Genomic DNA, 12,122 nt, shown 5'->3' on the forward strand with positions numbered 1-12,122 from the left:
CTTTCAATTGATCTGGAAGGGATAAACCGCGCCCAGTTTAAGGATTTGCGTCAGTTCATCCAGTGCCGTCCGGCATTCAAGCAACAGCTGCGGGTCCGCCAGATCACTTTCACTGAGGCGGTCGCGGTAGTGCTTGCCGACCCATTGGGTCAGGGTGTCGTACAACGGCGCGGTCATGATAACCCCAGGATTGACTGCCGCCAGCTCGGTTTCATTCAGAGCCACTCGCAGACGCAGACAAGCCGGGCCACCGCCGTTCTGCATGCTCTGCTTGAGATCGAAAACCTTCACTTCGCGGATCAGGCCACCCGAGCTGGTAAGGCTTTGCAGATACTGCCAGACCCGCTCGTTGCTGCGGCATTCTTCCGGCACGATCAGCAGCATCGAACCATCGGCACGGGACAGCAGTTGGCTGTTGAACAGGTAGGAGCGCACGGCATCTTCCACTGTCACCTGCGAGCGCGGCACACAAATCGACTGGAAGTTGCCGCCGCGCTTGCCCAGTTTGCCCTGCAGTTCGGCGAGCATCTTCTCGGTCTCGAGGAAGGCGTCCTCGTGATAGAACAGCACCTCGCCATTGCCCACGGCGATCACGTCGTTGTGGAACACGCCCTGGTCGATCACCGAGGGATTCTGCTGGGCATAGACCACACCCTCCTCGCTCAGGCCATGCAGACGCGCCACGGCTTGCGAGGCTTCCAGAGTCTGACGCGCCGGGTACTTCTGCGGCGCCGGGTAGCGGTTGTCGAACGCGCTGCGACCGAAAACGAAGAACTCGACACCGGCCTGGCCGTAATCACGGCAGAAGCGGGTGTGGTTGGCCGCGCCTTCATCACCGAACTGCGCCACCGCCGGCAACGCGGCGTGATGGGCAAAGTGTTTCTGGTCGGCGAACATCGCCCCCAGCACGCGGCTGGTGGTCGGGTGCTCGATGCTGCGGTGGTATTTGCAGTTCAAGTTGGCGGCGGTGAAATGCACGCGGCCATCGGCAGTGTCGGCACTCGGGCTGACGGTGGCGGCGTTGGCCACCCACATGCTCGATGCCGAGCAACTGGCGACCAGCAAGGGCATCGCCTGCTGGGCGGCTTGCTGGATGACTTGTGCATCAGTCCCGGCAAAACCCAGTTTGCGCAAGGCCGCAACATCAGGCCGCTCCTGCGGGGCGAGCACGCCTTGCTGGAAGCCCATTTCCATCAGCGCTTTCATTTTCGCCAGGCCCTGCAGCGCCGCTTCCTTGGGATTGGAGCCCTGCTGGCTGTTGCTCTGGGAGGCGACGTTGCCGTAGGACAAACCGCCGTAGTTATGGGTCGGCCCCACTAGACCGTCAAAATTGACTTCATAGGATTTCATCAGCGAGGCTCCACGAATCTGTTTGTTATAGGCATCGGTATCTACACAGGGCGCGCGTTTCGCGCTCGTTCGCCGACTAGCCGGCTCCTACACAGATCTGTAGGAGCCGGCTTGCCGGCGAAAAGGCCCCGCAAGTCAGGACAAGCGCACACCCGGCGTCAACGCGCTCGGCAGCACCAGGCTCGGGGTTTCCAGGGAAGCCACCGGATACGCGCAGTAATCCGCCGCGTAATAGGCACTGGCCCGATGGTTGCCCGAAGCCCCAACACCACCAAACGGCGCGCTGCTGGCGGCACCGGTCAACTGTTTGTTCCAGTTGACGATCCCGGCACGGCTCTGCAGCCAGAACTGCTGGTAACGCTCGGCAGAGTCCGACAACAGACCGGCAGCCAGGCCGTACTGAGTGTTGTTGGCCTCGGCAATGGCCCCATCGAAATCAGCGTAGCGGATCACTTGCAGCAAAGGCCCGAACAGCTCTTCATCGGGACGCTCAGCCACTGCCGTCACATCCAGAATGCCTGGGGTCAGCAAAGCGGCCTGAGCCTGGGGCTGGGTCATTTCCAGCAAGGCCACGGCGCCATTGGCCAACAGTTGCTGCTGCGCATCCATCAGCGCGCGAGCGGCGCCCAAGGAAATCACCGAACCCATGAACGGCGCCGGCTGCTGGTCATACGCACCGACATCAATGCTTGCGCTGACCGCCACCAGGCGCGCCAGCAACGCATCACCCCAGGCGCCTTGTGGCACCAGCAGGCGGCGGGCGCAAGTGCAGCGCTGGCCGGCTGAAATGAAGGCCGATTGGATGATGGTGTACACCGCCGCATCCAGATCAGCGACCTGATCCACCACCAGCGGGTTGTTGCCGCCCATTTCCAGCGCCAGGATCTTGTCCGGACGCCCGGCAAATTGCTGGTGCAGATGATTGCCGGTGCGGCTGGAACCGGTGAAGAACAAACCATCGATACCCGGATTGGCGGCCAGGGCGATACCGGTTTCCCGGGCGCCTTGCAGCAGGTTGAGGACGCCTGCCGGCAAGCCGGCTTCGATCCAGCACTGCACCGTCAGCTCGGCGACTTTCGGCGTCAGCTCGCTGGGTTTGAACAGCACGCTGTTGCCCGCCAGCAGCGCGGGAACGATGTGCCCGTTAGGCAAGTGCCCAGGGAAATTGTAAGGGCCGAACACCGCCACCACGCCGTGGGGCTTGTGTCGCAGCACAGCGGTGGCGTCGCCCAAGGGGCCGCTCTTCTCGCCGGTGCGCTCGCGGTAGCTCTGCACCGAGATGGCGATCTTGTTGACCATGCTGGTGACTTCGGTGGCGGCTTCCCACAGCGGCTTGCCGGTTTCCTCACCGATGCAGCGGGCCAGTTCATCGGCCCGCGCCTTGAGGCTGGCGGCAAAGGCCTCGAGCACGCCGATGCGCTTTTCCAGAGAGCGCTTGGCCCAGGCCGGAAACGCCTGGCGGGCGGCCTGCACAGCGCTTTCCACTTGCGCGGCCGTGGCGCCGTTACCGGACCAGATAACCGCCTGGGTCACCGGATTGACCGAGGTGAAGGCTTCGCCCTGGCCGGCCAGCCATTGGCCAGCGATGTACAGCGTGCTCATTATTTCGACTCCCGAGAAGCAGACAGCGGAACCGCGCGGACCTGGTCGCCGGCGTTGAGTTGCAGGCGCTTGGCGGTCAGAGGATCAACCACCAGGGTGCCCGCGGCGAAGCGTGCAGGCGCCGCGGTGATGCGGCAGTCCTCGCGCTTGCGGTTGTGGATCAGGAACGGCGTGGCGTCGTCGCCTGGGGTGCCGATGGCCAGCACCAATGCCTGGCTGTCACGTACCGCGCGGATCTTGCTGGTCTCGCACTCCACCGCCGGGCCGGCGTCGAAGATGTCGACATAGCCCTGGTAGCTGAAACCTTCACTCTTGAGCATGGCCAGGGCCGGCTCGGTGTCGGTGTGGACCTTGCCGATCACGTTGCGTGCATCCTCGGACAGGAAGCAGGTGTACAGCGGAAACTTGGGCATCAGCTCGGCGATGAACGCCTTGTTGCCAACCCCGGTCAGGTAATCCGCCTGGCTGAACTCCATCTTGAAGAAGTGCCGGCCCAGGCTCTCCCAGAATGGCGAACGACCATTCTCATCGGACATGCCGCGCATCTCGGCAATGATCTTGTTGCCGAACAATTGCGGGAATTCAGCGATGAACAGCATCCGCGCCTTGGCCAGCATGCGGCCATTGAGGCCGGTGCGGTAATCGGCATGCAGGAACAGCGAGCACAGCTCGGAGTTGCCGGTCAGGTCATTGGCCAGGAACAGCGTGGGGATCTCGCGGTAGATGTTCAACTCTTGGGAGGCGCTGACCGTCAGGCCGACCCGGAAGTTGTACCAGGGCTCGCGCAAGCCGACGGCGCCAGCGATGGCGGAAATCCCCACCACCCGGCCGTTGTCGTCTTCCAGTACGAACAGGTAGTCCGCATCGCCACGCTCGGCTTCGCCGCGAAAGGTCTTTTCCGCCCAGCCAACCCTGTGAGTCAGGCGCTCTTCGTTGGCCGGCAAGGTGGTGAGGCCGGTGCCGGTGCTGCGGGCCAGGTCGATCAGCGCGGGTAAATCGCTGCTGCGTACGGGACGAACGATCATGCTATCTCCTCAGACGCAGGCCGCTGATGGCCTGCGCGAAACTCGCTGCTTTCCAGGCATGCTTTCCAGGTAATGGAAGCAGGCTTTAAACCGCCACCAGACGCACGCTGGCACCTTCGCCGACGCCCAGGGCTTCGGCGGCTTGCAGATCCAGGGTCACTGGTTTGCCCGGGGCGTAATCCAGCTCCAGCAACACGGCGCGGTAATCCTGCAACTGACCGTTGGACACCAGGTACTGACGACCACCGCCCTTGAGCGCCTCGCCAATCTTCACTGGCACCACGCGGCTCTGGGCAATGGAGCGGATACCCGAAACCCGTGCATGCAAGGTCGGGCCGCCATCGAAAATGTCGATGTAGTGATCGGTTTCAAAACCTTCGCGCATCAGGATGTCAAAGGTGATCTGCGCCCGCGGATGCACCTGGCCCATGGCTTCCTGGGCGGCGTCCGGCAGCAGCGGCACGTAGATCGGGTAATGAGGCATCAACTCGGCAAGGAAGGTCCGGCTCTTCAGGCCGCACAGGCGCTCGGCCTCAGCGTAGTTGAGGTCGAAGAAATTACGCCCGATGGCGTCCCAGAACGGCGAATCACCGTGCTCATCGCTGTAGCCGACGATCTCGGTCACCACCGAATCGGCGAAACGCTCCGGGTGGCTGGCAACGAACAGCAGGCGGCCCCGGGAGTTGAGCTCCGACCAGGGCGATCCCACCAGTTCCGGCACCACATAGAAACTGGTCAACAGACTGTTGCCGGTCAGGTCGTGGCACTGGGACAGGACGTGGATCTTGTTATGGATCTTCAGCTCGCGGGACGCATGGACGAAGGTTTCATTACGGAAGCTGTAGAACGGCTCGGAATAACCGGCGGACGCGACGATGGCCGAACACCCCACCAGCTTGCCGCTGTCGGTGTCTTCCAGGACGAAAAAGTAGCTTTCCTCACCGTTGAAGCTCACTTCAGCAGCGAACGAAGCCTCGCTTGCAGCGATCTTGTCGCTCAAGCGGTCCACATCATCCGGCAAGGAGGTGACACCAATCGGGCTGTCTGCAGCCAGACGCTGTACCTCGCCCAGATCAGCCATTTGCGCGGGGCGCATCACCAGCATGGTGTCACTCCTTACTCTAAAACAGGTCGGAAACCGTCCGACTCAGGGAAAAAAATGCCGGGACAGCCCGGCACAGGAATTAGGCTCGACGCCGGCCACTAAAGCCGACGCCGAGAAGTACTGCTACCTGGATCAGGCTTGAGTCAGTTTCGCCACGGCGCGCTCGAAGCGGTCCAGGCCGGCGTCGATATCGGCATCCTCGATCACCAGGCTCGGGGCAAAGCGCACCACGTCGGGACCTGCTTGCAGAATCATCAGGCCTTCTTTCTCGGCGGCGTTGAACACGTCCTTGGCCTTGCCTTTCCAGGCTTCGCTGAGCACGCAACCGAGCAACAGGCCCAGGCCGCGGACTTCAGTGAACAGGCCGTACTTCTCGCCGATCTGCAGCAGACGGGTCTTGAAGCGATCGTGCTTGGCCTTCACGCCATTGAGCACCTCGGGGGTGTTGATCACATCGATCACCGCCTCGGCCACGGCACACGCCAGCGGGTTGCCGCCGTAGGTGGTGCCGTGGGTGCCAACCACCAGGTGCTTGGCCAGCGCTTCGGTGGTCAGCATCGCCGCGATCGGGAAACCGCCGCCCAGGCTCTTGGCGCTGGTGAGGATGTCCGGAGTCACGCCGTAATACTGGTAGGCAAACAGCTCACCGCTGCGGCCCATGCCGGTTTGTACTTCGTCGAACACCAACAGCGCGTTGTGCTGATCGCACAGCTCGCGAGCGCCCTGCAGATAGGCCAGTTCGGCCGGCAGCACGCCGCCTTCGCCCTGGATCGGCTCCAGCACCACGGCGCAGGTCTTGTCGGAAACCGCGGCCTTCAGAGCAGCCAGGTCGTTGTACGGCACATGGGTGATGCCGGTGATTTTCGGACCGAAGCCATCGGAATACTTCGACTGGCCACCGACGTTCACAGTGAACAGGGTGCGCCCGTGGAAGCTGTTCAGCGCGGCGATGATTTCGTACTTCTCGGCACCGAAACGATCGTGAGCCACGCGACGGGCCAGCTTGAAGGCGGCCTCGTTGGCTTCTGCACCGGAGTTACAGAAGAACGCGCGCTCAGCGAAGGTGGCGTCGATCAGCTTGTGGGCCAGACGCAGGGCCGGCTCGTTGGTGAACACGTTGGACACATGCCACAGTTTACTGGCCTGCTCGGTCAGAGCCCCCACCAGCGCCGGATGGGCGTGGCCCAGTACGTTGACCGCGATGCCGCCGGCGAAGTCGATCAGCTCCCGTCCCGACTGATCCCAGACTCGAGACCCCGCGCCGCGCACAGGAATGAAAGCCGCAGGTGCGTAGTTGGGAACCATCACCTGGTCGAAATCGGCGCGTTGCACCGGAGCTTGCTCAACGGACATCGGAGTCTCCTGAAGAGGAACACCCGCCTGAAACTGGCGAGCGATGGAGGGATTGTAAGGACAGTTTTGTGCCCGGCCTTGTCGCCAAGCGACAACTTCTTATAGCGCCAACCCAGGTTTTACGCGGGTTTATGGCAATGCGACAAATAGCGTCGCAAAGGCGCAGTTTAAACTGCGCAAGGCTCTAGCGGCAGATTCGCCGGGCAATTTGCCCAAGGTAATTACCCAGGTAGTTATCCAGGTTGCTATTCAGATAGTTACGTGGCGAGCGGACCCAAATCTCGAAAAGGTTATCGGCATTGCGACAACAAGGTGTCGAGCTGGATGTTGCGCGGTGAGCGGGTTGCCCGTGGGATTGGCCGGCAAGCCGACGCCTAACGGACGAGGTCAGCCGCGCTCGGCGGGTACGGAGGAGAGTTCGAACGGGCTGCTGCTGCGCCGTTGATTGCGATCTTCACGGGGAGTGGCGCCAAAGAAATTGCGGTAGGCACTGGAGAAGTGCGGACCGGAGGAGAAGCCGCAGGACAGGCCGATCTGAATGATCGACTTGCTGGTCTGCATCAGCATCTGTCGGGCCTTGTTCAGGCGCAGCTCCAGGTAATACTGGCTGGGCACCCGATTCAGGTATTGCTTGAAGATCCGCTCCAACTGACGTCGGGACACACAGACATGCTGGGCAATCTCGTCGGTGGTCAGCGGTTCTTCGATATTGGCCTCCATCAGCAGCACGGCCTGAGTCAGCTTCGGATGGCTGGAGCCCAGACGGTTCTGCAGCGGAATCCGCTGACGCTCGCCGCCCTCGCGGATGCGCTCCACCACCAGTTCTTCCGACACCGCACCGGCCAGCTCGGCACCGTGATCACGCGCCAGCACCGCCAGCAACAGATCCAGCACCGACATGCCGCCACAGGCCGTCAGGCGATCACGATCCCAATCGAACAGATGACTGGTGGCAATGACCTTGGGGAAGCGTTCGGCAAAATCGTCCTGCCAGCGCCAGTGCACCGCCGCCCGATAACCATCGAGCAGACCCAGTTGGGCCAGTGGGTAAACCCCGGCGGACAACCCCCCGATCACACAGCCGGCACGCACCAGCTGCTTGAGGGCGCTACTGAGGGTCGAACTCATCGGTGCCGGCGGCTCATCGGCCAGCAGGAACAACTTCTGACAACCTTCAAGCTTGCCCGCCCAAGGCTCCCCCGGCAGTTGCCAGGCGCCTTCGACTGGCGCTTCGGCCTGCAGGAATGCCAGCTCATAGACCACGTCCGGGTGCACCCGCTGGGCAACACGCAAGGCCTCCTCGGCCAGCGCCAGCGTCAAGGCTTTAGTGCTGGGCCAAATCAGGAAACCAATTCGATGGGCAGTCATGGCGGGCAATCCGAAACGAAAACAGTGTTAGAAGCCAAGGGCGGCAGCACCAAGTTAGACCATCTGGCGCGCGGTGCGCAGCATGACCTAATTTGGTGCATAACGGCAGCTATTACTTGAGGCTGCCAGAGAGGAATTGTTGCAAACGTTCTGATTGCGGGTTCACCAGCACTTCCCGCGGGTTGCCGCTTTCTTCCACCACGCCTTTGTGCAGGAACACCAACTGGTTGGAGACTTCACGGGCAAAGCCCATCTCGTGAGTCACCACCACCATGGTCCGACCTTCCTGGGCCAGGGCCTGCATAACCTTCAACACGTCACCCACCAGCTCAGGGTCCAGGGCCGAGGTCGGCTCGTCGAACAGCATGACTTCCGGCTCCATGGCCAGAGCCCGGGCGATAGCCACGCGCTGCTGCTCACCACCGGACATGTGCCCCGGGTAGGCATCCTTGCGGTGCGCCACACCCACCTTGGCCAGGTAATGCTCGGCCTTCTCGCGAGCCTCGGCCTTGGACACACCCAGCACATGCACCGGTGCTTCCATGATGTTTTCAATGGCGGTCATGTGCGACCACAGGTTGAAGTGCTGGAACACCATCGACAGGCGCGAACGCATGCGCTGCAACTGCTTGGGATCGGCGGCCTTCAAGGCGCCGTCCTTGTTGGCCACCAGCTTCAACTCTTCGTTGTTCAGCAGGATCTTGCCGGCATGGGGCTGCTCCAGCAGGTTGATGCAGCGCAAAAAGGTACTTTTGCCCGAGCCACTGGAGCCGATGATGCTGATCACATCGCCAGCTGCGGCCTTCAGGGACACACCCTTGAGCACTTCGTGACTGCCATAGCGCTTATGCAGGTCTTGGACTTCAAGTTTGTACATGCGGTCGGTTCTCACAAAAACAGTCAGTCGTTGAGCAAGCGCCCGTGACGCAGCGCTTCGCGCCCCGCCACCTTGGCCAGCCAGAAACCGGGTTGGGCATAACGCAGCCGCTCAACGGCGAACAACACGCCGCTGGTGCCAGCACACACCGTACTGACCCGATCGGATAGGGGATCAATCACTTCAAAAATCGGTTCGCCCACTTCTACCCAGCTACCGGCCGGACGCAGAAAGCTCACCACGCCGGGGTGCGGCGCATACAGCAATTCGGTGCCTTCAAACGGCATGGCTTCACAGGCTTCACGCCCGGGCGCCGGCCACTCACCGGCAATCAGCCCCTGCTCGGCGAGAAACGCCAGGATGCCAGCGGCATGCGCCTCGGCCTGAGGACGCCCGGTGTCGGCCTGACCGCCCAGTTCCAGAGTGGTGGCCAGGCAGGCCAGGGGGATCTGCGCCTCGGGAAACTGTTGCGACAGACGCAACCAGGGCAGCGAGCAGGCTTCATCGAACGAACTGCCACCGGAATCTTCCGCCAGCAACCCGACCTTCACATCCAGGTGCGCCGCCAGGGAGCGCCACTGCGGCCAATGCTGCGGCAAGGCGTACATATGCAGCGCCGCCTCGGTATCGCAATGCAGGTCCAGCACCACATCCGCCGTGCAGGCATGACTCAGGAGCACCCGCTGCATGCCCTGCAGCTGACTTGCAGCCGGTGGCAACTCGGACAGCACCTCGCTCATGGCCTGACGGATCAAGCGCACATTGGCGCGAGAATCATCCCCCAGGCGCCCTTCCAGGCGCTGGACCACAGGCCCGCTCAACTCGACGAAGTCGCGGTTGAAGTTCTTGCCGCTGCCGGCCTCGAAACGCCCCTGGTGATTGCCTTGCAGCAACTGCCCCAACCCCAGCGGATTGGCCACGGGCACCAGTTCGATAACACCGTTGAGGGCACCCTCGGCTTCCAGTTCGGCCAGGCGCTTTTTCAGCTCCCAGGCGGTGCGCATGCCGGGCAACTCGTCGGCATGCAGACTGGCCTGGATATAGGCCTTGCGCTCGCCACTGCCGAAACGGAACACCGAGATGCTGCGTTCGCTACCCAGGTGGCTCCAGGGCAATGGATGATCGATACGCTGCATATCAGTGCTTCCGCGGTGCCAGGTAGCGCAGCCAGCGGCCTTCGGCCAGCTTGAACAGGCGCACCAGGATGAACGTCAGGCACAGATAGAACACACCCGCAGTGATATAGGCCTCGAACGGCAGGTAGTACTGCGCGTTGACCGTGCGCGCCGCGCCGGTGATGTCGATCAGGGTCACGATGGAGGCCAGACTGGTGGTCTGCAGCATCATGATCACTTCGTTGCTGTACTGCGGCAGAGCCCGGCGCAGGGCCGATGGCAGGAGAATGCGGCGATACATCTTGTAGCGCGACATGCCCATGGCCTTGGCCGCCTCGATCTCACCGTTAGGCGTGGCCTTGAGGCTGCCGGCGATGATTTCTGCGGTGTAGGCGCTGGTGTTGACGGCAAAGGCCAGGCAGGCACAGAAGGTCGCGCTGGACAGCCAGGGCCAGAGGAAACTCTCACGCACCGCTTCAAACTGGGCCAGGCCGTAGTAGATCAGGAACAACTGCACCAGCATCGGCGTGCCACGGATTACATAGGTGTAGAGCCAGGCGCTCATGTTCACCAATGGCTGCTTGGACACCCGCATCAGCCCCAGGGGCAAGGCCACCAGCAAACCGAAGAACAGCGACAGTGCCAACAGCTTCAGAGTGGTCAGCAAGCCGCTGAAGTACAGCGGCAAGGCGTCATAGATGACGTTGTAGTCGAAGATCATAGATCAGCCGCCCTTACGCCTACCGAGTAGCGCTTCTCAAGGTGACGCAATGCCAGCAACGAAACACTGGTGATCACCAGGTACATGGCCGCCACTGCGAGGAAGAAGGTGAAAGGCTCGCGAGTGGCGTCTGCCGCCTGCTTGGCCTTGAACATCATGTCTTGCAGGCCCACCACCGAAATCAGCGCGGTAGCCTTGGTCAGCACCAGCCAGTTGTTGGTGAAGCCGGGAATCGCCAGGCGAATCATCTGCGGCACCATCACCCGGAAGAACACCTGGAAGCTGCTCATGCCGTAAGCCATGCCCGCTTCGGCCTGCCCCTTGGGAATCGCCATGAAGGCGCCACGGAAGGTTTCCGACAGGTAGGCACCGAAGATGAAACCCAGGGTACCGATACCGGCGGCCAGCGGATTGAGGTCGATGTAATCGTCGTAGCCCAGCAGTGGCGCCACACGGTTCAGCAGGTCCTGGCCGCCGTAGAAGATCAGCAGGATCAGCACCAGATCGGGAATGCCACGGATCACCGTGGAATACAGATCGCCGAGCCAGGCCAGCCAGCGCACCGGCGAGAGGCGCAACGCGACCCCGACCAGACCCAGAACAATGGCCAGGGCCATGGACGACAAGGCGAGCTGAAGCGTCAGCCAAGCGCCATCGAGGATGACAGCCCCGTAGCCTTTCAACATGATTCAGGTCCTCGAAAATTGGGATGAAAAAATGGCGCAAACTTCAGAGATTCTGCTGCTTGCGCCATCTCGGACTGACTGTTTCGACGGTCTTACTTGCCGTAAATGTCGAAGTCGAAGTACTTGTCCTGGATTTGCTTGTACTTGCCATTCTCACGAATGGCAGCGATGGCGGCGTTGATCTTGTCCAGATCGGCCTTGTCACCCTTGCGTACAGCGATCCCTACGCCATCGCCGAAGTATTTGACGTCAGTGAAAGCCGGACCGACGAAGGCGAAGCCTTTGCCGGCGTCGGTTTTCAGGAAGCCGTCATTCAACAGCGTAGCGTCCGCCACGGTGCCGTCGAGGCGACCGGCCGCCACATCCAGGTAGATTTCGTTCTGCGAGCCGTAAGGCTTGATCTGTGCACCCAGCGGCGCCAGGACTTCACGAGCGAAACGCTCGTGGATCGAGCCACGCTGTACGCCGATATTCTTGCCTTTGAGCTCAGCCAGGCCATCGCTGACCTGGGTACCGGCCTTCATCACCAGACGGGCCGGAGTGTTGTAGTACTTGTTAGTGAAGTCCACGGACTTCTTGCGATCGTCAGTGATCGACATGGACGAGAGGATGGCGTCGATCTTGCGCACTTTCAGCGCCGGGATCAGGCCATCGAACTCTTGCTCGACCCATACGCACTTGACCTTCATTTCTTCGCACAGGGCATTGCCGATGTCGTAGTCGAAACCGACGATGCTGCCATCCGGCGCCTTGGAGGCAAACGGAGGGTAAGCCGCTTCGATACCAATTTTCAGCGGCTTTTCATCGGCGAAAGTCGGCAAGGACAGCACGGACAGTGCCAGGGCGCCAAGAAGCACGAGTTTCTTCATCTTAGAACTCCATCGGTAAAGGGCGAAAACGGCAGAGTGAGCGACAGCCCA

General features: G+C 61.7%; 11 protein-coding genes. All 11 read right to left on the reverse strand.

Annotated features, from left to right (window positions below):
* Nucleotides 1–3: 3 nt before the first annotated feature.
* Entirely contained in the window at nucleotides 4–1,350 is a 1,347-nt protein-coding gene (astB, locus tag LOY69_RS22290) for an N-succinylarginine dihydrolase (RefSeq protein ID WP_102860685.1), read from the reverse strand.
* Nucleotides 1,351–1,485: 135 nt separating this feature from the next.
* Nucleotides 1,486–2,955: a succinylglutamate-semialdehyde dehydrogenase gene (gene astD, locus LOY69_RS22295; protein ID WP_265074918.1), complete on the reverse strand. Its 1,470-nt coding sequence runs from the start codon at nucleotides 2,953–2,955 to the stop codon at nucleotides 1,486–1,488.
* Nucleotides 2,952–3,977: an arginine N-succinyltransferase gene (astA, locus tag LOY69_RS22300; protein WP_016968175.1), complete on the reverse strand. Its 1,026-nt coding sequence runs from the start codon at nucleotides 3,975–3,977 to the stop codon at nucleotides 2,952–2,954. The genes astD and astA overlap by 4 nt, the downstream gene beginning before the upstream one ends.
* 85 nt (nucleotides 3,978–4,062) lie before the next feature.
* Nucleotides 4,063–5,082 (reverse strand): arginine/ornithine succinyltransferase subunit alpha, encoded by a 1,020-nt coding sequence (aruF, locus tag LOY69_RS22305; protein WP_102860683.1) that lies wholly within the window; start codon nucleotides 5,080–5,082, stop codon nucleotides 4,063–4,065.
* A gap of 132 nt (nucleotides 5,083–5,214) precedes the next feature.
* A complete protein-coding gene (locus LOY69_RS22310) occupies nucleotides 5,215–6,435 on the reverse strand; it encodes an aspartate aminotransferase family protein (protein WP_265073604.1) in 1,221 nt (406 codons plus the stop codon).
* A 387-nt stretch (nucleotides 6,436–6,822) separates the two neighbouring features.
* Nucleotides 6,823–7,803, reverse strand: coding sequence for a transcriptional regulator ArgR (gene argR / locus LOY69_RS22315; RefSeq protein WP_102860681.1), 981 nt, complete (start codon nucleotides 7,801–7,803; stop codon nucleotides 6,823–6,825).
* Between the two features lie 112 nt (nucleotides 7,804–7,915).
* Nucleotides 7,916–8,680 (reverse strand): ABC transporter ATP-binding protein, encoded by a 765-nt coding sequence (locus LOY69_RS22320; RefSeq protein WP_011062773.1) that lies wholly within the window; start codon nucleotides 8,678–8,680, stop codon nucleotides 7,916–7,918.
* 23 nt (nucleotides 8,681–8,703) lie between these two features.
* Entirely contained in the window at nucleotides 8,704–9,816 is a 1,113-nt protein-coding gene (locus LOY69_RS22325) for a succinylglutamate desuccinylase/aspartoacylase family protein (RefSeq protein ID WP_265073605.1), read from the reverse strand.
* Between the two features lies 1 nt (nucleotide 9,817).
* Nucleotides 9,818–10,516, reverse strand: a complete 699-nt coding sequence (locus LOY69_RS22330) for an ABC transporter permease (RefSeq protein ID WP_102860679.1) — start codon at nucleotides 10,514–10,516, stop codon at nucleotides 9,818–9,820.
* On the reverse strand, nucleotides 10,513–11,202 hold the full coding sequence (locus LOY69_RS22335; protein ID WP_102880596.1) for an ABC transporter permease: 690 nt from the start codon (nucleotides 11,200–11,202) through the stop codon (nucleotides 10,513–10,515). The genes LOY69_RS22330 and LOY69_RS22335 overlap by 4 nt, the downstream gene beginning before the upstream one ends.
* Nucleotides 11,203–11,294: 92 nt before the next feature.
* Nucleotides 11,295–12,071 carry an ABC transporter substrate-binding protein gene (locus LOY69_RS22340; RefSeq protein WP_102860678.1) on the reverse strand — a complete coding sequence of 259 codons (777 nt, stop codon included), beginning with the start codon at nucleotides 12,069–12,071 and terminating at the stop codon, nucleotides 11,295–11,297.
* Between the last annotated feature and the right edge of the window lie 51 nt (nucleotides 12,072–12,122).

This window comes from Pseudomonas sp. B21-059 (assembly GCF_026016285.1).
GTDB lineage: Bacteria > Pseudomonadota > Gammaproteobacteria > Pseudomonadales > Pseudomonadaceae > Aquipseudomonas > Aquipseudomonas danubii.

Coding starts and splice junctions, on each gene's coding strand:
- astB (WP_102860685.1), bottom strand. CDS start 1,350: ATGAAATCCTATGAAGTCAATTTTGACGGTCTAGTGGGGCCGACCCAT.
- astA (WP_016968175.1), bottom strand. CDS start 3,977: ATGATCGTTCGTCCCGTACGCAGCAGCGATTTACCCGCGCTGATCGAC.
- aruF (WP_102860683.1), bottom strand. CDS start 5,082: ATGCTGGTGATGCGCCCCGCGCAAATGGCTGATCTGGGCGAGGTACAG.
- LOY69_RS22310 (WP_265073604.1), bottom strand. CDS start 6,435: ATGTCCGTTGAGCAAGCTCCGGTGCAACGCGCCGATTTCGACCAGGTG.
- argR (WP_102860681.1), bottom strand. CDS start 7,803: ATGACTGCCCATCGAATTGGTTTCCTGATTTGGCCCAGCACTAAAGCC.
- LOY69_RS22320 (WP_011062773.1), bottom strand. CDS start 8,680: ATGTACAAACTTGAAGTCCAAGACCTGCATAAGCGCTATGGCAGTCAC.
- LOY69_RS22325 (WP_265073605.1), bottom strand. CDS start 9,816: ATGCAGCGTATCGATCATCCATTGCCCTGGAGCCACCTGGGTAGCGAA.
- LOY69_RS22330 (WP_102860679.1), bottom strand. CDS start 10,516: ATGATCTTCGACTACAACGTCATCTATGACGCCTTGCCGCTGTACTTC.
- LOY69_RS22335 (WP_102880596.1), bottom strand. CDS start 11,202: ATGTTGAAAGGCTACGGGGCTGTCATCCTCGATGGCGCTTGGCTGACG.
- LOY69_RS22340 (WP_102860678.1), bottom strand. CDS start 12,071: ATGAAGAAACTCGTGCTTCTTGGCGCCCTGGCACTGTCCGTGCTGTCC.